14 protein-coding genes are annotated in these 18834 nt (G+C 74.2%); 8 read left to right on the top strand and 6 right to left on the bottom strand.

Annotated features, from left to right (window positions below; genetic code table 11):
* Positions 1-95: 95 nt before the first annotated feature.
* From ACH4K1_RS10295 to ACH4K1_RS10285, 3 genes are all read right to left on the bottom strand, one after another.
* Complete coding sequence (locus ACH4K1_RS10295) at positions 96-620, bottom strand: pyridoxamine 5'-phosphate oxidase family protein (RefSeq protein ID WP_398088290.1); 525 nt, start codon at positions 618-620, stop codon at positions 96-98.
* 101 nt (positions 621-721) lie between these two features.
* Positions 722-1189 carry a GNAT family N-acetyltransferase gene (locus tag ACH4K1_RS10290; RefSeq protein ID WP_398088289.1) on the bottom strand — a complete coding sequence of 156 codons (468 nt, stop codon included), beginning with the start codon at positions 1187-1189 and terminating at the stop codon, positions 722-724.
* Positions 1190-1255: 66 nt separating this feature from the next.
* A complete protein-coding gene (locus ACH4K1_RS10285) occupies positions 1256-1819 on the bottom strand; it encodes a HutD family protein (RefSeq protein WP_398088288.1) in 564 nt (187 codons plus the stop codon).
* A 201-nt stretch (positions 1820-2020) separates the two neighbouring features.
* Here ACH4K1_RS10285 and ACH4K1_RS10280 point away from each other — a divergent pair, with 201 nt between their 5' ends.
* Complete coding sequence (locus ACH4K1_RS10280) at positions 2021-2932, top strand: rhomboid family intramembrane serine protease (protein WP_398088287.1); 912 nt, start codon at positions 2021-2023, stop codon at positions 2930-2932.
* A 192-nt stretch (positions 2933-3124) separates the two neighbouring features.
* Here ACH4K1_RS10280 and ACH4K1_RS10275 read toward each other — a convergent pair whose 3' ends face one another.
* The 3 genes from ACH4K1_RS10275 to ACH4K1_RS10265 form a co-directional block, all read right to left on the bottom strand.
* Positions 3125-4585 carry a glutamate synthase subunit beta gene (locus tag ACH4K1_RS10275; protein ID WP_398088285.1) on the bottom strand — a complete coding sequence of 487 codons (1461 nt, stop codon included), beginning with the start codon at positions 4583-4585 and terminating at the stop codon, positions 3125-3127.
* Positions 4578-9146: a glutamate synthase large subunit gene (gene gltB / locus ACH4K1_RS10270; protein ID WP_398088283.1), complete on the bottom strand. Its 4569-nt coding sequence runs from the start codon at positions 9144-9146 to the stop codon at positions 4578-4580. The genes ACH4K1_RS10275 and gltB overlap by 8 nt, the downstream gene beginning before the upstream one ends.
* 466 nt (positions 9147-9612) lie before the next feature.
* A complete protein-coding gene (locus ACH4K1_RS10265) occupies positions 9613-10344 on the bottom strand; it encodes a VIT1/CCC1 transporter family protein (RefSeq protein WP_398088281.1) in 732 nt (243 codons plus the stop codon).
* Between the two features lie 325 nt (positions 10345-10669).
* Here ACH4K1_RS10265 and ACH4K1_RS10260 point away from each other — a divergent pair, with 325 nt between their 5' ends.
* From ACH4K1_RS10260 to ACH4K1_RS10230, 7 genes are read left to right on the top strand one after another with little or no spacing between them, the layout of a single operon-like run.
* Positions 10670-11911: an ADP-ribosylglycohydrolase family protein gene (locus ACH4K1_RS10260; protein ID WP_398088279.1), complete on the top strand. Its 1242-nt coding sequence runs from the start codon at positions 10670-10672 to the stop codon at positions 11909-11911.
* On the top strand, positions 11908-13362 hold the full coding sequence (locus ACH4K1_RS10255) for an ADP-ribosylglycohydrolase family protein (RefSeq protein ID WP_398088277.1): 1455 nt from the start codon (positions 11908-11910) through the stop codon (positions 13360-13362). The genes ACH4K1_RS10260 and ACH4K1_RS10255 overlap by 4 nt, the downstream gene beginning before the upstream one ends.
* Positions 13283-14482 carry an ADP-ribosylglycohydrolase family protein gene (locus tag ACH4K1_RS10250; RefSeq protein ID WP_398088276.1) on the top strand — a complete coding sequence of 400 codons (1200 nt, stop codon included), beginning with the start codon at positions 13283-13285 and terminating at the stop codon, positions 14480-14482. Before ACH4K1_RS10255 ends, ACH4K1_RS10250 begins: the two co-directional genes overlap by 80 nt.
* Entirely contained in the window at positions 14479-15846 is a 1368-nt protein-coding gene (locus tag ACH4K1_RS10245) for an ADP-ribosylglycohydrolase family protein (protein ID WP_398088275.1), read from the top strand. Before ACH4K1_RS10250 ends, ACH4K1_RS10245 begins: the two co-directional genes overlap by 4 nt.
* Positions 15843-16727, top strand: coding sequence for a ribokinase (rbsK, locus tag ACH4K1_RS10240; protein ID WP_398088273.1), 885 nt, complete (start codon positions 15843-15845; stop codon positions 16725-16727). The genes ACH4K1_RS10245 and rbsK overlap by 4 nt, the downstream gene beginning before the upstream one ends.
* Positions 16724-17926 carry a CaiB/BaiF CoA transferase family protein gene (locus ACH4K1_RS10235; RefSeq protein ID WP_398088271.1) on the top strand — a complete coding sequence of 401 codons (1203 nt, stop codon included), beginning with the start codon at positions 16724-16726 and terminating at the stop codon, positions 17924-17926. The genes rbsK and ACH4K1_RS10235 overlap by 4 nt, the downstream gene beginning before the upstream one ends.
* A complete protein-coding gene (locus ACH4K1_RS10230; protein ID WP_398088269.1) occupies positions 17923-18789 on the top strand; it encodes an HpcH/HpaI aldolase/citrate lyase family protein in 867 nt (288 codons plus the stop codon). The genes ACH4K1_RS10235 and ACH4K1_RS10230 overlap by 4 nt, the downstream gene beginning before the upstream one ends.
* Positions 18790-18834 lie beyond the last annotated feature (45 nt).

The raw sequence follows: 18834 nt of genomic DNA, 5'->3' as shown, positions 1-18834 counted from the left end.
CCGGGGCGGGTGCGGGCGGCCGGAGACGGGCGGACGGGCCGGGCCTCCGGGACCGCGTCCGCCCGCCCCGCGCCGGGGGGCCCGCCCCCAGCCCGTCAGGACACCTCGACCGCCGGGGCGTCGTCACCGGTCCGCCGTACGGTGCGCAGAGGCCCGCCCGGCCGCCAGGACCGGATGACCAGCGCCTCCCCGTCGAGCCCGGTGCGGACCACCTCGGTCAGCTCCGCGCGGAAGAGGTGGAAGGGCTCCGGTGGAGCCGCCTCCTCGATGAAGCGGGCGATGACCGCCGGGTCGGTGATCTCCACGGCCCGGCCGCTGACGCGCACGTCGCCGTCGTTCATCTCGGCGTCGGGGCCCGGGTTGGCCTGGAGCGCGAAGCGCGGGTCGCGCCGCAGGTCCAGGGCCTTGCGGGAGTTCGGCATCATCCCGAGCAGCAGCTCACCGAAGCGGAAGTCGGCCTCCAGGCCGGTGACCCGGGGCGAGCCGTCCTTCCGCAGCGTGGCGAGGACGTGGTGCTTGTAGAGGCGGAAGCGCCGCTGCACGGTGTCGGCGAAATCGGGTTCGGCGGCGGCGAAACCGTCCCAGGAGACCGGTGCGGGCGTGGTCGGTGAAGACGTCATGAAGCCAGGAAACACCGGATACCCGACATCTCCTGTCGGGTATGGGACCGCGAGGGGCGGACGGATGCGCCGGGCCGCACGCCCTCACCGGCGCGTCGCCTTCAGCCCCGGCCCTCCGGAGCCGGCCGGGTGAGCCTCAGCATGACCTCGTCGTACTCCTCGTCGACGCGGCGGCTCTCCTCCACGAACCCCATCCGGGCGTAGAAGCTCCGGGCCCCGGTGTTCTTCTCGTACACGTCCAGGGCCAAGGAGCCGTGCAGCGCCGCCGCGTGGTCGACCAGGCGGCGGCCCACCCCGGTGCCCTGGGCCTCCGGGGCCACGAAGAGGCCGCCGATCTCGGCGTCCAGGAGGCCCAGGAGGGCCACCACCCGGCCGTCCGCCTCGGCGACCCAGTTCTCGGCGTGGACGAGGTAGATCTCGCGCATCTTGCGGGCCCGCTCGCCCTCGCCCTCGCCGGGGATGAAGGGGTGGGCCGCACGGCCGGCACGGGACCAGACGTCCACCGCCGCGTCCTCGTCGGCGGCGGTGTAACGGCGGATCGCTGCGGGTTCGGAGACGTGTTCGGGCATGCGGGTGACCGTATCCCGCGGCGGGCGGCCCGTCAGCCGGATATCTTTCCCGCGCCGGCCGGGCGGTCACACGGGCGAGAGCGTGATCAGCGCCGCCCGGCCCATGGTCCGCAGCACCCCGGGCGACGCCCCGGTCGCCAGCACCGCGTCGTAGCGGTCCAGCCGGACGCCCGCCCCCTCCAGCTCCGCGCCGTCGTCCAGGGAGACGGCCAGCACCGCGCCGCCCTCCGGGAGGAGCAGGCGGACCGTGCCGCAGACGACGGCGGTCTCCGCCCGCGTACGGGCCCTGCGGTACATGACGTTGAGGTTGAGGACCGGGCCGCCCAGCAGGAAGCCCTCGGTGGGCAGGTCGCCGGGGAAGCCGTGGGGCCACAGGGGCTCGTCCACGATGTGGTGCTCGCCGCCCACGACGAGGTCCATGCCCGCGCCCTCGACCACGGTCAGGACGCGGTCCACGCCGGGGAAGACGGAGAACGGGCCGTCGGCGGTGACGTCCGCGAGGCTGACGCGCCAGTCGAAGGCGCCGGTCCCCGCGGACGCGGGGCCGGTAGCGATCTCCCGGACGGTCCCGCCGCCGTTCTTCCAGGGGACGGGGGCGCGGTCGGCGGCGCGCAGGGTGCGTACGGTCATGCGGTGGTCCCCGTTCCGGCCCCGGGGCCGGGTCCGCGTGGTGGTCGTCGTGCGCGGCGACCCCGTTCCGCGCCGCGCGGACCACGAGCGTAGGCCACCCGCCGGGCCACCCCGGCCCCCCGGGCCGTCGCACCGGTTCGCTATCTTGATCGCCGCCGCCCCCACCGGCCCCGTTGCCCACCCCCAGTGAAGGAGCCGGCCATGGAGGCCGCCGCCCCCGCGTGTTACCGCCATCCGTCCGCCGAGACGTATGTCCGCTGCACCCGTTGCGACCGCTACATCTGCCCGGACTGCATGCGGGAGGCGTCGGTCGGCCACCAGTGCGTGGAGTGCGTGAAGGAGGGGCAGCGCTCGGTGCGGCAGGCCCGTACGGTCTTCGGCGGGGCGGTGTCCCGGGCGACGGCGCCGACGGTGACGTACGTGCTGATGGCGCTCAACGTGCTGGCCTACGTCGGCGAGGTGGTCCGGCCGGAGATCGTGGACCGGTTCGCGGTGCTCGGGGCGGCGCTGACCGGCCCGGACGGCGAGGTCTACTACTACCGGGGCGACACCTTCCCCGGGTACGAGCTGACGGGCATCGCGGACGGCGAGTGGTACCGGCTGGTGACCGGGGCCTTCCTGCACATGCCGCCGGACGCCTCGTTCGGGGTGATGCACCTGGTGTTCAACATGTTCACGCTCTGGAACATCGGGCGGGCGGTGGAGGGGCAGCTGGGCCGGGCCCGCTATCTGGCGCTGTACCTGCTGTCGGCGGTGGGCGGTTCGGTCCTGGTGTACCTGCTGGCGCCGGACACCTCGACGGTCGGCGCGTCGGGTGCGGTCTTCGGGCTGGCCGCCGCGTACTGGGTCGTCCACCGGCGGCTCGGCCACGACATGGCGGCGGTCAACCGCTTCATGGCCGGATTCCTGATCTGGATGCTGATCTCGGCCGCGTTCACCTCGTGGCAGGGGCACCTGGGCGGGCTGCTGACCGGGGCGCTGGTGACGTCCGGGCTCGCCTTCGCCCCGGCGAAGCTGCGGGCGTGGCCGGTCCAGCTCGCGGGCGGACTGGTGCTGCTGGGGCTGTTCGCGGTGGCGGTGGCGCTGAAGACCTCGGCGCTGACGGGCGGCTGAGGACGGAGCCGGTACGGGCCCGGGGGAAAGTGTTCCGCCGGGCCCGTACCGGCTCCGGACGCGCCACGGCGCCCGCTGGTGTCCGGTCGGGGACGGGCAGGCGCCGCGTTCAGTTCCGTACGCCGTTGTACGGGACGTGTGGTGGGGGCTCCCTCCGGGCCGCGTGGGCCCGGGGGAACCCGGAGGTGGTGCTCAGACCAGCAGGGACCGGTCCGTCGGGCGGATCGGGGCCGGCAGGGCGCTGGTCCCGGTCAGGAAGCGGTCCACTCCGCGGGCGGCGGAGCGGCCCTCCGCGATCGCCCAGACGATCAGCGACTGGCCGCGTCCGGCGTCACCGGCGACGAAGACGCCGTCGACGTTGGTCGCGTAGTGCTCGTCGCGGGCGACGTTGCCGCGCTGGTCGAGCTCCAGGCCGAACTGCTGGACCAGACCGTTGGACTGGTCGGTTCCGGTGAAGCCCATGGCGAGGGTGACGAGCTGCGCGGGGATGCGCCGCTCCGTACCGGGCTTCTGCTCCAGCTTACCGTCCTTGAACTCGACCTCCACCAGGTGGAGGGCCTGGACGTTGCCGTCCTCGTCGCCCTCGAAGCGGGTGGTGGAGACGGAGTAGACCCGCTCGCCGCCCTCCTCGTGCGCGGAGGTGACCTTGTAGAGCATGGGGAAGGTCGGCCAGGGCTGGCCGGCGCTCCGCTCCTCGCCCGGCTTCGGCATGATCTCCAGCTGGGTGACGGAGGCGGCGCCCTGGCGGTGCGCGGTGCCCACGCAGTCGGCGCCGGTGTCGCCGCCGCCGATGACGACGACGTGCTTGCCGCCGGCGTGGATCGGGGCGACGGTCAGGTCGCCCTCCTGCACCTTGTTGGCGAGGGGCAGGTACTCCATCGCGAAGTGGACGCCGTTCAGCTCGCGGCCGGGGACCGGCAGGTCGCGGGAGACGGTGGCGCCGGCCGCGATGACGACCGCGTCGTAGCGGCGGCGGAGCTTGGCGGCGTCGATGTCCCGGCCGATCTCCACCCCCGTACGGAACTTGGTGCCCTCCAGCCGCATCTGCTCGATGCGCCGGTTGATGTGGGACTTCTCCATCTTGAACTCGGGGATGCCGTACCGGAGGAGGCCCCCGATGCGGTCCGCTCGCTCGTAGACGACGACGGTGTGGCCGGCCCGGGTCAGCTGCTGGGCGGCGGCGAGTCCCGCCGGACCGGAGCCGACGACGGCGACGGTCTTGCCGGAGAGGCGCTCGGGCGGCTGCGGGGTGACGTCGCCGCTCTCCCACGCCTTGTCGATGATGGAGACCTCGACGTTCTTGATGGTGACGGCGGGCTGGTTGATGCCGAGCACGCACGCCGACTCGCAGGGGGCCGGACACAGCCGCCCGGTGAACTCCGGGAAGTTGTTCGTGGCGTGCAGCCGCTCGGAGGCGGCGGTCCAGTCCTCGCGGTAGGCGTAGTCGTTCCACTCGGGGATGAGGTTTCCGAGCGGGCAGCCGTTGTGGCAGAACGGGATGCCGCAGTCCATGCAGCGGCCGGCCTGCTTGCTGATGATCGGGAGCAGCGAGCCCGGAACGTAGACCTCGTTCCAGTCCTTGACGCGCTCGGCCACGGGGCGGGTCTTCGCGACCTCGCGTCCGGTGGTCAGGAAGCCCTTGGGGTCAGCCATGGGTCGCCGCCTCCATCATCTTCTCGGTGGTCTCCTGTTCGGAGAGACCGGCGAGCTCAGCGGCGTCCTTGGCGGCGAGCACTGCCTTGTACGTGGACGGGATGATCTTGCTGAAGCGGGACGCGGCGGTCTCCCACTCGGCGAGGAGCTTCTCCGCGACGGTGGAGCCGGTCTCCTCGTGGTGGCGGCGCACGACGTCGTGCAGCCACTCCCTGTCGGTGTCGTCCAGCTCCTCGACGGCGCCGAGGTTGCCGACGTTGACGTTGTCGCGGTCCAGGTCGATGACGTAGGCGATCCCGCCCGACATGCCGGCGGCGAAGTTGCGGCCGGTCGCGCCGAGGACGACGGCGTGGCCGCCGGTCATGTACTCGCAGCCGTGGTCGCCGACGCCCTCGGAGACGACGAGCGCCCCGGAGTTGCGGACGCAGAAGCGTTCGCCGGTGCTGCCGCGGAGGAAGATCTCGCCGCCGGTCGCACCGTAGCCGATGGTGTTGCCGGCGATGGTGGAGTACTCGGCGAGGTGGTCGGCGCCCCGGTCCGGGCGGACGACGACCCGGCCGCCGGAGAGGCCCTTGCCGACGTAGTCGTTGGCGTCGCCCTCCAGGCGCAGGGTGATCCCGCGCGGCAGGAACGCGCCGAAGGACTGGCCGGCCGAGCCGGTGAAGGTGATGTCGATGGTGTTCTCGGGCAGGCCCGCACCGCCGAACTTCTTGGTCACCTCGTGGCCGAGCATGGTGCCGACGGTCCGGTTGATGTTGCGGATCGCGACCTGGGCGCGGACCGGCTGGGCCGCCTCGGGGCCGGCCGCTCCGAGGGCGTCGGCGGCCAGCTTGACCAGCTGGTTGTCGAGCGCCTTGGCCAGGCCGTGGTCCTGCTCGGCGATGCGGTGGCGGACCGCGCCCTCGGGCAGGTCGGGCACGTGGAAGAGCGGGGCGAGGTCGAGGCCCTGCGCCTTCCAGTGGGTGATCGCCCGGTCGGTGTCGAGGAGTTCGGCGTGGCCGACGGCCTCCTCGATGGAGCGGAAGCCCAGTTCGGCGAGGAGTTCGCGGACCTCTTCGGCGATGAACTCGAAGAAGTTGACGACGTACTCGGCCTTGCCGGAGAAGCGGTCGCGCAGGACCGGGTTCTGGGTGGCGATGCCGACCGGGCAGGTGTCCAGGTGGCAGACGCGCATCATGACGCAGCCGGAGACGACGAGCGGCGCGGTCGCGAAACCGAACTCCTCGGCGCCCAGGAGGGCGGCGATGACGACGTCGCGGCCGGTCTTGAGCTGGCCGTCGGTCTGCACGACGATGCGGTCGCGCAGGCCGTTGAGCAGCAGGGTCTGCTGGGTCTCGGCGAGGCCCAGCTCCCAGGGGCCGCCCGCGTGCTTGAGGGAGGTGAGCGGGGAGGCGCCCGTTCCGCCGTCGTGGCCGGAGATGAGGACGACGTCGGCGTGGGCCTTGGAGACACCGGCGGCGACCGTGCCGACGCCGACCTCGGAGACCAGCTTCACGTGGATGCGGGCCTGCGGGTTGGCGTTCTTCAGGTCGTGGATGAGCTGCGCGAGGTCTTCGATGGAGTAGATGTCGTGGTGCGGCGGCGGTGAGATGAGGCCGACGCCGGGCGTCGAGTGACGCGTCTTGGCGACCCAGGGGTAGACCTTGTGGCCGGGCAGCTGGCCGCCTTCGCCGGGCTTGGCGCCCTGGGCCATCTTGATCTGGATGTCGTCGGCGTTGACCAGGTACTCGCTGGTGACGCCGAAGCGGCCGGAGGCGACCTGCTTGATGGAGGAGCGGCGCTCCGGGTCGTACAGGCGCTCCGGGTCCTCGCCGCCCTCGCCGGTGTTGGACTTGCCGCCGAGCCGGTTCATCGCGATGGCGAGCGTCTCGTGGGCCTCGCGGGAGATGGAGCCGTACGACATGGCGCCGGTGGAGAACCGCTTGACGATCTCGGAGGCGGGCTCGACCTCGTCGACGGGGACCGGCTCGCGGCCGGAGTCGAAGCCGAAGAGGCCGCGGAGCGTCATGAGGCGCTCGGACTGCTCGTTCACCCGTGCCGTGTACTGCTTGAAGATGTCGTAGCGCCGGTTGCGGGTGGCGTGCTGGAGGCGGAAGACCGTCTCCGGGTCGAACAGGTGCGGTTCACCCTCGCGCCGCCACTGGTACTCGCCGCCGATCTCCAGGGCGCGGTGGGATGCCGCGATGCCGGAGGCGGGGTACGCCTTGGTGTGCCGGGCGGCGACCTCCTTGGCGATGACGTCCAGGCCGGCGCCGCCGATCTTGGTGGCGGTGCCGTTGAAGTAGGTGGCGACGAACTCCTCGTCGAGGCCGACCGCCTCGAAGACCTGGGCGCCACGGTAGGAGGCGACGGTGGAGATGCCCATCTTGGACATGACCTTCAGGACGCCCTTGCCGAGCGCGTGGATCAGGTTCCGGATGGCCTGCTCGGCGTCGGTGTTCTCGATGAAGGTGCCGGCGCGGACCAGGTCCTCGACCGACTCCATGGCGAGGTAGGGGTTGACGGCGGCGGCGCCGTAGCCGATGAGCAGGGCGACGTGGTGGACCTCGCGGACGTCCCCGGCCTCGACCAGCAGGCCCACCTGGGTGCGCTGCTTGGTGCGGATGAGGTGGTGGTGGACGGCGGAGGTGAGCAGCAGCGAGGGGATCGGCGCGTGCTCGGCGTCGGAGTGCCGGTCGGAGAGGACGATCAGGCGGGCGCCGTCCTCGATGGCGGCGTCGACCTCGGCGCGGATCTCCTCGATCCGGGCGGCCAGGGCGTCGCCGCCGCCGCCGACCCGGTAGAGGCCGGCGAGGGTGGCGGCCTTCATGCCCGGCATGTCGCCGTCGGCGTTGATGTGTATCAGCTTGGCGAGCTCGTCGTTGTCGATCACCGGGAACGGCAGCGTGACACTGCGGCAGGTGGCGGCGTTCGGCTCCAGGATGTTGCCCTGGGGGCCGAGCGAGGAGCGCAGCGAGGTGACCAGTTCCTCGCGGATGGCGTCCAGCGGCGGGTTGGTGACCTGGGCGAAGAGCTGGGTGAAGTAGTCGAAGAGGAGCCGGGGCCGTTCGGAGAGCGCGGCGATCGGCGAGTCGGTGCCCATGGAGCCGAGCGGTTCGCCGGCGGTGCGGGCCATCGGCGCGAGGATGACGCGCAGCTCCTCCTCGGTGTAGCCGAAGGTCTGCTGGCGGCGGGTGACCGAGGCGTGGGTGTGCACGATGTGCTCGCGGTCGGGCAGATCGCTCAGCTCGATCTCGCCGGCCTCCAGCCACTCCTGGTACGGCTGCTCGGCGGCGAGGGACGCCTTGATCTCGTCGTCCTCGATGATGCGCCGCTCGGCGGTGTCCACGAGGAACATCCGGCCGGGCTGGAGGCGGCCCTTGCGGACGACCTTCGCCGGGTCGATGTCCAGGACGCCGACCTCGGAGGAGAGCACGACGAGGCCGTCGTCGGTGACCCAGTAGCGGCCGGGGCGCAGACCGTTGCGGTCGAGGACCGCGCCGACCTGGACGCCGTCGGTGAAGGTGACGCAGGCCGGGCCGTCCCAGGGCTCCATCATCGTGGCGTGGTACTGGTAGAACGCGCGCCGGGCCGGATCCATGGCGTTCTTGGATTCGGGGCTCTCCCACGCCTCGGGGACCATCATCAGCACCGCGTGCGGCAGCGAGCGCCCGCCGAGGTGGAGCAGCTCCAGGACCTCGTCGAAGGAGGCCGAGTCGGAGGCGTCCGGGGTGCAGACGGGGAAGATCCGGTCGAGCCGGTCCGGGCCGAAGAGGTCGGAGGCGAGCTGGGACTCGCGGGCCTTCATCCAGTTGCGGTTGCCCTTGACCGTGTTGATCTCGCCGTTGTGCGCGACGAAGCGGTACGGGTGGGCCAGCGGCCAGCTGGGGAAGGTGTTGGTGGAGAAGCGGGAGTGGACCAGCGCGACCGTGGAGGCGAAGCGGCGGTCGGAGAGGTCCGGGAAGAACGGCTCCAGCTGCCCGGTGGTGAGCATGCCCTTGTAGACGATGGTGCGGGCGGAGAGCGAGGGGAAGTACACCCCGGCCTCCCGCTCGGCGCGCTTGCGCAGAACGAACGCCTTGCGGTCCAGGACGATGCCGCTGGACTCGCCGTCGGCGACGAAGACCTGGCGGAACTCGGGCATGGTGGCGCGGGCGCCGTTGCCGAGCAGGGCGGGGGCGACCGGGACCTCGCGCCAGCCGAGGACCGTCAGGCCCTCCTCGGCGGCGATGGCCTCGATCGTGCGGACGGCCTCGGTGGAGCCGTCGGCGGGCAGGAAGGCGATACCGACGGCGTACGAACCCGCCTCGGGAAGCTCGAAAGGGGTCTCGGCGCGCAGGAAGGCGTCGGGGACCTGGCAGAGGATTCCGGCGCCGTCGCCGGAGTCGGGCTCGGATCCGGTGGCGCCGCGGTGTTCGAGGTTGCGCAGCACGGTCAGCGCCTGCTCGACCAGCTCATGGCTGGCCACACCGGTCAGAGTGGCCACGAACCCGACGCCGCAGGCGTCGTGCTCGTTACGGGGGTCGTACATCCCCTGCTGGGCGGGGCGACCGTCCATGGGCGACCAGGCGTCGATACGCATCGGCTCTCCCGTCGTCGTCGTGGCATGTGCGGTGCCGAGGGACGACGTTGGCCCTCTGCGAAATTTGGTGCAGGCTACATGATGGGGCGCTTCTCAGGAAGCGGAAGGCTCGTTCCAACATGCGGACATCATGGGGTTCGGGGACGACTGGGTGACCAGAGGTGACCGGACGTACCAGGAGGGGGTCGCTGTCGGAACGATCGGCGCCCGGGGAGTCGCAGAGAGCAGGCGTCGTTGCCTGCGGTGCTTACGGCTCTTGCCCGGCGGCCGAGGAAACGAAACCACCGGGTAACGGCTACTTATGTGTAGCGCTGTATAGCGTCTCATTTTACGGTCGCCGGGCCCGTCCCGCCCAGGGGCGGGCGCCACGACGTACGTCACACGGGGTGCGGGGCGGTTGCGCCGTTCGGGCGGCCCGGCCCCGCCGCTCACGGGGCCGGGCCGGCCCGCGGCGGCCGTGCCGCGATCAGCCGGCCGCCACACCGAACAGGGTGCCCAGGCCGTACGTGATCGCCGCCGCCGCCCCGCCGAGGGCGAGCTGCCGCAGTCCGCTGAACCACCAGCTGCGGGCCGTCACCCGGGCCACGACCGCGCCGCAGGCGAAGAGTCCGACCAGGGCCAGGAGGACGGCGGGCCACAGAGCGCTCGCACCGAGGAGGTAGGGCAGGACGGGAAGCAGGGCGCCCAGGGCGAAAGCACCGAAGGAGGAGACGGCGGCCACCAGCGGGGAGGGCAGGTCGCCCGGGTCGATGCCCAGCTCCTCGCGGGCGTGGATCTCCAGCGCCTGCTCGGGGTCGCGCGACAGCTGGCGGGCGACCTCGCGGGCCAGCGGGGCGTCGACGCCCCGGGACTCGTAGAGGGCGGCCAGCTCCGCCATCTCGTCCTTGGGGTGCTTGCGGAGTTCGCACCGCTCGACGTCCAGCTCCGCCTCGACCAGTTCGCGCTGGGAGGCGACGGAGGTGTATTCGCCCGCCGCCATGGAGAAGGCCCCGGCGGCGAGCCCGGCGAGGCCGGTGATCACGATGGTCTGCTGGGAGACCGCGCCGCCCGCCACGCCGGTCATCAGGGCGAGGTTGGAGACCAGGCCGTCCATGGCGCCGAAGACGGCGGGGCGCAGCCAGCCGCCGTTCACATCCCGGTGCGTGTGGTTGTCCCGGTGCGCTTCGTGCAGGACGGCGTCGGTCTCGATGATGGCCACGGCGTGCCTCTCCCCTCGCGAACGGGGGGTTGCCGCCCCACCGTTTCCCCTTGCGTACAACTTTCGACAAAGTCCAAACTACGCCGTCCGGGTGCCCGCCGCCAGCAAGGCAAGGCTGCCCTATACCCCTTCTGACCTGCGAAGAAAGGTGAGCCTCAGCTACCCCGGCCGTCATCCACCCGGCCCCTTTCCGCGTGTTCTCCGCCTCGCTCCGCCCGCCGCGTGGCACAGATGCGGACAGGACCCGGAGACGGACCCGGCCCCGGACGCGGAGGCCGCTCCGGGCTCGGACCCGGTCCCGCCGGACGAGCGGAAGGGCGGCGCGATGAACGGCGACGCGGTGAACGGCGGTACGAAGAGCACGGCGGCCGGCAGGGAGCGGGCCAGGGGCGCGCTGCTGGGGCTGGCGGTCGGGGACGCGCTCGGCGCCCCGGCGGAGAATCTGCGACCCTCCGAGATCCGCCGCCGCTGGGGCCGGATCGAGGGCTTCGTGGACGACGACCCGGCGGGCACCGACGACACGGAGTACGCGATCTTCTCCGGGCTGCTGCTGGCGCGGCACGGCTCGGCGCTCACCGTGTCCCACGTGGAGCGGGCCTGGCACCACTGGATCGCCGACCTGGACGAGGGGCCGTTCCGGGGTGCGGGGTTCAGCGAGCGCGGCACGCTGGAGAACCTGCGCCGGGGGCTGGCCGCCCCGATCTCGGCCCAGCACCGGCACGCCTGGAGCGACGGGCTGGCCATGCGGGCGGCCCCCTTCGGGGTCTTCGCGGCGGGTCGTCCCGCCGAGGCGGCCCGGCTGGTCGCGGTGGACGGCCGGGTCAGCCACGAGGGCGAGGGGATCTACGGGGGCCAGGCGGTGGCGGCCGGCGTGGCGGCGGCCATGGTCGGCTCGGGCCTCGCCTCGGTGATCGCGGCCGCGCTCTCGGTGGTCCCGATGGACTCCTGGACGGCCCGGTCGCTGCGCCGGGCGGTCGCGGCGGCCCAGCGGCCCTACCCCGACCGGCTCACGATGGAGCGGGCGGTGCGCTCGGCGGTGGTGATCGCCGGCTACCCGTGGACGGACCTGGCGCCGGAGGCGGTGGGTCTGGCGTTCGGGGCGTTCACGGCGGCGCGCGGGGACTTCCGGACGGCGGTGCTGACGGCCGTCAACATGGGCCGGGACGCGGACACGACTGCGGCGGTGGCCGGGGCGCTCGCCGGGGCGCTGCACGGGGAGGGCGCCGTCCCACCGGAGTGGGCGAGCGCGATCGGCCCGGTCCGGGGCAGCTGCCTGCCCTCGATGCGCGGCTACCACGTGCTGGACATCGCGGAACTGCTGACCCCGGAGGACCCGGAGGACCCAGAGACCCTGGAGGACCCGGAGACCCTGGAGGGCCCCGGTACCGCGGAGCGCCCCGAGCCCCCCGAGCCCCCCGAGGGCCCGGAGGCCCCGGAGGCCCCGGAGGCGCCCGTCCCGGCGGGGGCCGCCCGGGAGCGGGGAGGCGGCTTCCCGGAGCCTTCGGCCGTACGGCCCCGAGCGTCCGCGGCGTCCTCTCTCACCTCCGTACGGGAGGAGCGGCGATGACGAGGACCGAGGGAAGGGGCGGAAGCGGCCGGGCCGCGGCGACCGCCACGAGCGCGCCCCCGGCCCCGGCCGTGCGCGGAGCGACCGGAGGGCGCCCGGCGACGCCCTCGGGAGAGACGGCGGCCACGGCCGCGCGGGAGACGGCGGGGCGCGCCGGGGGCCCGAGCGGCACGGGCGGGGCCGCCGCCGTCGGCGCCGCGACCGCATCCGACGCGGCCCGTCCCGCCGCGCCCGTCCCCTCCCGCCGGGCCCGGATCGAGGGGCTGCTGCTCGGGCTCGCGGCGGGGGACGCCGCCGGGTGGCCCGCCGCCCGGCACCGGGCCGCCCGGATGCCCGAGTGGACGCGGCGGCTCACCCGGGAGCTGGACACCTTCGCCGAGCAGAACGCCACCACCACGCTCCCGGTGCCCATCGCCCTCAACCAGCCGCCCGAGCCGCTGCGGCTCGGCCCGTCCGACGACGCCGAGTGGGCCGCGTTCGCCGCCCGCACGGTGCTGGCGGCGGCCGACGACGGGGCGGGCCTCCCCTGCGGCCGGCGGATGCGGGACGCGGTGGACCGGGCCTGGAACGCGCTCGCCGCCACCGTCGCCGCCGCCAGCGCCCGGGCCCCCGAGGTGGAGGCGGCGGTCCTCCCGCTGCGGGCCCGGATCTCGGTGCGGGCCGGGCTCGGCAACCTGGCCGCCGGGCTGCGGCCGCCCGCCACCGGCCACGACAACCCGCACTACTTCGACGACGCCGCCTGCGTCCGGGCCGCCGTGCTCGCCGTGGTCCATCCGGGCGATCCGGAGGAGGCCGCCGCGCTCGCCGAGTTCGACGCCCGCTACACCCAGGACGGCGACGGGGTGCACGGGGCGCGGGCGATGGCCGCCGCGATCGCCGTCGCGCTGGCCGGGGCGGACGTGGACGCCGTGGTGAACGCCGCCCTCGACCGGCTCCCCGAGGGCACCGAGATCGCCCGCAACGCCGTGCACGCCGTCCGGCTGGCCCGGGAGTTCGCGGACGAGCCGGCCGGGGCGTTCGCCCTGGTCCCGGTGGTGGAGCACCAGATCGTGGACCACGTCTACAGCTACGGGATCGCGGCGGCCGAGACCGTCCCCGTCGCCCTCGCCCTCACCACCGCCGCCCGGGGCGAGATCGCCCAGGCGCTCCCGGCCGCCGCCTGCCTCTCCCGGGTCGCGGACTCCGCGCCCGCCCTGGCCGGGGCCCTGACCGGGGCGATCGGCTCGGTCTCCGCCGTACCGGCGGGCTGGCGCGAGGCGTGCCGGACGCTCGCGGGGTGCGCCCTGCCCCGGTTCGCCGGCACGGATCTGATCGAACTCGCCGGGCTGCTGGCAGCCGTGGAACCGGCCACCCCGGGTGGACAATTCCGACATGACGCCCACCACGGCCGCGGCGGCCGCGCCCGCCCCCTCGCTCCCGACCCACTCCCCCACCACCCCCGGACTCGATGAACGCTTCACCCGGGCCCTCGTCGGCGCCGCCGTCGGCGACGCGCTCGGCGGCCCGGTCGAGGGCTGGACCCCCGAGCAGATCGCCGAACGCCACGGCGGCCGGGTGACCGGGATCGTCGGCCCCTGGCACGGCGAGGACTGGCGGACCGCGCGCCCCCTCGCCCCGTACCACAAGGGCGACGGGCACGTCACCGACGACACCCTGATGACCCATGCCCTGATCCGCGTGTACGACAAGGTCCGCGACCACCTCGACGCGTACGCCGTCGCGGACCACCTCGTCCCGGATCTGCTCGCGCCGCGCTGGATCCCGGAGCTGGAGACCGAGGCGCCGCCGCTCCAGCGGATCTTCCTGGCGGAGAAGTGGCTCGTGGCCCGCCTGCACTACGGACACGTGGACCCGCGGGAGGCCGGTGCGGGCAACATCGTCAACTGCGGGGCGGCGATGTACATGGCCCCGGTCGGCCTGGTCAACGCGGGCCGCCCGGAGGCCGCGTACGCCGAGGCGCTGGAGGTCGCCGCACCGCACCAGTCGTCGTACGGACGGGAGGCCGCCGGGGTCTTCGCCGCCGCCGTCGCCGCCGCCTGCCACCCGGGCGCGACCCCCGAGACGGTGATCGACGCCGCCCTGGCCCTGGCCAAGGACGGCACCCGGTCCGCGATCGAGGCGGTCTGCGACGTCGCCGCGCTCCACGACGGCTTCGAGTCCGCGCTCGTTCCGCTGCGGGCCGCCGTCGAGCCGTTCGACACGGTCGGACCCGACTACCGCAGCCCTCTGCTCGGGGCGCGCCGCCCCTCCCGGCTGCACGCCATCGAGGAGCTGCCCATCGCGCTGGGGATGTTGCTGGTGGGCGGCGGCGACTACCGGCGCACCGTGCTGGGTTCGGTGAACTACGGCCGCGACTGCGACTCCATCGCGACGATGAGCGGCGCGATCGCGGGGGCGCTGGGCGGCGAGGTCCCGGCCGACTGGGCGTCCGCGGTGGCCCGGGCGAGCCGGCTGGACCTGGAGGCCCCGGCACGGGCCCTGGCCGGGGTGGCGCGGGAGGTCTTCGCCCGGGACCTGGAACGCCGCCGGGCCCACGAGGAGGCGTTCACCGCGCTGGCCGGTGAGCGGTGAACGTCCGCCTCACCTGGGTGCAGCCCGAGGACCTGGTCGGGCACGAGCTGCGGCAGGCCGAGCAGGACGGCCGGGACGCCCGGCAGATCGCGGAGCGGTGGTACGCGGCCGGGGGCGCCCCCGCCCCCGAGCGGGCGGGCGCGTCCGAGCCGCCCGCACCGCCGCGCCTGCGCGCCCTGGCCGAACGGCTCCTCGACGAACTCGCCCTGCTGGATTCGCCGTCGGCGGCGGACGAGCCGACCGGGCTGGACGAGATCATGGCCGCCTGCCCGCACTGGCCGGGGCCGGTGGACAGCGCCCCCCTCGCCGACCGCGACCGGCTGCACGCGGCCTGGCTCGGCCGGGCGGCGGGCTGCCTGCTCGGCAAACCGGTCGAGAAGCTGCCCCTGGACGGCATCCGCGCCCTGGCCCGCGCCACCGGCAACTGGCCGCTGGCCACCTGGTTCACCGCGCGCGGCGTGCCCGCCGAACTGCTCGCCGCCCACCCCTGGAACCGCCGCTCGGCCCCCACCTCGCTCGCCGAGAACATCGACGGCATGCCGGAGGACGACGACCTCAACCACCCTTTGCTCACCCTGCTGCTGCTCCAGCGGCACGGGCGCACTTTCACCACCGCCGACCTGGCCCGGCTCTGGCTGGACGAGCTTCCGGCCGGACGCACCTTCACCGCCGAGCGCATCGCGTACGGCAACCTCCTGGCCGGCGTCGAACCGCCGGGGACCGCTCTCCGCCGCAACCCCTTCCGCGAGTGGATCGGCGCGCAGATCCGGGCCGACGTGCACGGCTGGACCCATCCCGGCGATCCGGCCGGGGCCGCCGCCCAGGCCCACCGCGACGCGGTCCTCACCCACACCGGCAACGGGGTGTACGGCGCGATGTTCACCGCCGCCGCGCTCGCCGTCGCGGCCGGGGGCGAGAGCGATGTGCACGGTTGCCTGGCCGCCGGGCTGCGGGTGGTGCCGCCGCACTCCCGGTACGCCCGCGCGGTCCGCCTCGGCATCGGGGCCGCCCGCGCGGAAGGGGAGTTCGACGCCGTCGTGGACCGGTTGCACGCCGCCTACGCCGGCACCCACCACTGGGTGCACGTGCTGCCCAACGCCGCGCTGCTGGCCGCCGCCCTCACCCACGCCGACGGCGACTTCACCCGGTCCATCGGGAACGCGGTCTCCGGCGGCTGGGACACCGACTCGAACGGGGCGAGCGCCGGCTCCCTCGCCGGACTGCTGGCGGGCGGGCCGGAGGTCCTGCCCGAGCGGTGGACGGCGCCGCTGAAGAACCGGCTCGCCACCTCCGTACCCGGTTTCGACCGGACCGGTTTCGACACCCTCGCCGCACTGACCCACCAGGAGGCTCTGCGCCCATGACCCGCATCGCCGTGCTCGGCAGCACCAACATGGACCTCGTCGCCTACACGGCCCGCGCCCCCGGGCGCGGCGAGACCGTCACCGGACGGGAGTTCCGGACGGTTCCCGGCGGCAAGGGCGCCAACCAGGCCGTCGCCGCCGCCCGCGCGGGCGGGGAGGTGATGATGATCGGCGCGGTCGGGAACGACGCGTACGGGGCGCGCCTGCGGGACGCCCTCGAACACGCGGGGGTGGACACCGACCTGCTGCACACCGCCGAGGGCCCCAGCGGCACCGCCCACATCGTGGTGGACGACACCGGTTCCAACGCGATCGTGGTGGTCCCCGGCGCGAACGGGTCCGTCGCCGCGCTCGGGCGCGGGGAGATCGCGGCGATCGCCGCCTCCGAACTGCTGCTGATGCAGCTCGAACTCCCCCTGTCCGCCGTCGTCGAGGGGGCCCGCGCCGCTCACGCACAGGGCGTACGGACCATCCTCACCCCCTCCCCCGTCCAGCCGCTGCCCGACGAACTCTTCGACCACATCGACCTGTTGGTGCCCAACGAGCACGAGGCCGCCGAGCTGTCCGGGCAGGACGAGCCGCACGCCGCCGCCCAGATCCTGCTGCGGAAGGTGCCCGAGGTGCTCATCACCCTGGGCGCGAAGGGGTGCCTGTACGCGGCCCGGGGCGGTGAGCCGGTGCTCTTCGAGGCCCCTCCGGTGACCGCCGTCGACACCACCGGGGCCGGGGACACCTTCGTCGGCGCGCTGGCCGTGGCCCTCGGCGAGGGGCGGCCGGTGGCCGGGGCCGTGGCGTTCGCCTCCTCGGCCGCCGCGCTCTGCGTGCAGAAACCCGGCGCGTCCACGTCCATGCCCTACCGCGGCGAGATCGAGGCGTCATGACCACCACCACCGCCGCTGGACCGCTGACCGGGCTGCGGGTCATCGACCTCGCCACCCTCTTCGCCGGCCCCCTCGCCGCCACCGTGCTGGGGGACTTCGGGGCCGACGTGATCAAGGTCGAGCACCCCCGCAAGCCGGACCCCTCGCGCGGGCACGGGCCCGCCAAGGACGGGATCGGCCTGTGGTGGAAGCTGCTCGGCCGCAACAAGCGCACCCTGACCCTCGACCTGTCCGCCCCCGGCGGCCGGGACGTGCTGCTCCGGCTGGCCGCCGAGACGGATGTGATCATCGAGAACTTCCGGCCCGGGACTCTGGAGCGCTGGGGCCTGGGCCCCGAGGAGCTGCACGCCGTCAACCCGCGTCTGGTGCTGGCCCGGGTCACCGGCTTCGGCCAGTTCGGGCCGTACGCCCACCGCCCCGGTTTCGGGACGCTGGCCGAGGCGATGAGCGGCTTCGCGGCGATCACCGGGGAGCCGGACGGGCCGCCGACGCTGCCGCCCTTCGGGCTCGCGGACTCCATCGCGGCGCTGGCGACGGCGTACGCGGTGATGGCGGCGCTGGCCGGACGGGAGAAGACGGGCGCGGGGCAGGTGGTGGACCTGGCGATCATCGAACCGATCCTCACCGTGCTGGGCCCGCACCCCCTCTGGTACGACCAGCTCGGCTACGTCCAGCCGCGCACCGGCAACCGCTCCCGCAACAACGCCCCGCGCAACACCTACCGCACCGCCGACGGCCACTGGGTCGCGGTCTCCACCTCCGCCCAGTCCGTCGCGGAGCGGGTGATGCGCCTGGTGGGCCGCCCGGAGCTGATCGAGGAGCCCTGGTTCGGCTCGGGCGCCGCCCGCGCCGAGCACACCGAGGAGCTGGACGCGGCGGTCGGCCACTGGATCTCCCGGCACGGCCGCGACGAGGTGCTGGACGCCTTCGAGAAGGCGGAGGCGGCCGTCGCGCCGATCCAGGACGTGCGGGAGGTGATGGAGGACCCGCAGTACCGGGCGCTGGGCACCCTCGCGGAGATCGACGACCCGGAGCTGGGGCCGCTGCGGATGCAGAACGTCCTCTTCCGGCTCTCGGAGACCCCCGGCGGAATCCGGTGGGCGGGCCGCCCCCACGGCGCGGACACCGAGGAGATCCTGGCCGGGCTCGGCCTCTCGGAGGACCGGATCGCCGCGCTGCGGGACCAGGGGGCGCTGTGACCGGCCGGGTGCCGCCCCTCCCGCCGCTGCCGGAGGACCCGCGGCCCGACGCGGTCCGGCCGCCGCTGACCTGGCTGTACGTGCCCGGGGACCGGCCGGAGGTGGTGGCCAAGGCGCTGGGGTCCGGAGCGGACGTGGTGATCGTCGATCTGGAGGACGCCGTCGCCCCGGACCGCAAGGAGTACGCGCGCGCCGCCACCGCCGAACTTCTGGGCGACCAGGTGACCGCGGCCCCCGACGCCGTACCGGTCCATGTCCGGGTGCACGGCGAGGACGACGTCCGGGCGCTCGCGGGGCTGCCGGGCCTGGCCGCGTTCCGGCTGCCGAAGATCACCCACGCGGTCTCGGTGCACCATGTGGCGGCGGTGGCGCCGGGGGTGCCGCTGTACCCGCTGCTGGAGTCGGCGCTCGCGATCGAGCACGCGTACTCGATCGCCTCGGCCCACCACCGCGTCCACGGCATCGCCCTGGGCGAGGCGGACCTGCGGGCGGATCTGGGCGTACGGGAGGACGCCGGGCTGGACTGGGCACGCGGCCGGGTCGTGGTGGCGGCCCGGGCGGCGGCCCTTCCGCCGCCGGTCCAGTCGGTGTTCCCGGACGTCCGGGACCTGGACGGGCTGCGGGCGTCGTGCGGGCGGGGGCGGGCGCTCGGGATGCTGGGCCGGGCGGCGATCCATCCGCGCCAACTGGAGGTGATCGAACGGGCGTTCCTGCCGACGGCGCAGGAGGTGGAGGCTGCCGAGGAGATCGTCGCGGCCTCGGCGGTGGAGGGAGGCGCGCTGGCCCTGCCGGACGGGAGGTTCGTGGACGCGGCGGTGGTGGCGTCCGCCCGCCGTACGATCGCGCTCGCCGGGCGGGCCTGAGTCTGCGGGCCCGCCCGGCGAACGGGAGGTGCGGCGGGGAGGGCG

It is taken from the genome of Streptomyces sp. NPDC017448 (genome assembly GCF_044330565.1).
Taxonomy (GTDB): Bacteria; Actinomycetota; Actinomycetes; order Streptomycetales; family Streptomycetaceae; genus Streptomyces.
This window is presented reverse-complemented; position numbering and strand designations above follow the sequence as displayed.

Bases quoted from the DNA above. Each gene is read 5' to 3' on its own strand.
- ACH4K1_RS10275 (WP_398088285.1), bottom strand. From the start codon at position 4,585: ATGGCTGACCCCAAGGGCTTCCTGACCACCGGACGCGAGGTCGCGAAG.
- ACH4K1_RS10235 (WP_398088271.1), top strand. From the start codon at position 16,724: ATGACCACCACCACCGCCGCTGGACCGCTGACCGGGCTGCGGGTCATC.
- rbsK (WP_398088273.1), top strand. From the start codon at position 15,843: ATGACCCGCATCGCCGTGCTCGGCAGCACCAACATGGACCTCGTCGCC.
- ACH4K1_RS10280 (WP_398088287.1), top strand. From the start codon at position 2,021: ATGGAGGCCGCCGCCCCCGCGTGTTACCGCCATCCGTCCGCCGAGACG.
- ACH4K1_RS10290 (WP_398088289.1), bottom strand. From the start codon at position 1,189: ATGCCCGAACACGTCTCCGAACCCGCAGCGATCCGCCGTTACACCGCC.
- ACH4K1_RS10255 (WP_398088277.1), top strand. From the start codon at position 11,908: ATGACGAGGACCGAGGGAAGGGGCGGAAGCGGCCGGGCCGCGGCGACC.
- ACH4K1_RS10250 (WP_398088276.1), top strand. From the start codon at position 13,283: ATGACGCCCACCACGGCCGCGGCGGCCGCGCCCGCCCCCTCGCTCCCG.
- ACH4K1_RS10285 (WP_398088288.1), bottom strand. From the start codon at position 1,819: ATGACCGTACGCACCCTGCGCGCCGCCGACCGCGCCCCCGTCCCCTGG.
- ACH4K1_RS10260 (WP_398088279.1), top strand. From the start codon at position 10,670: ATGAACGGCGACGCGGTGAACGGCGGTACGAAGAGCACGGCGGCCGGC.
- gltB (WP_398088283.1), bottom strand. From the start codon at position 9,146: ATGCGTATCGACGCCTGGTCGCCCATGGACGGTCGCCCCGCCCAGCAG.
- ACH4K1_RS10295 (WP_398088290.1), bottom strand. From the start codon at position 620: ATGACGTCTTCACCGACCACGCCCGCACCGGTCTCCTGGGACGGTTTC.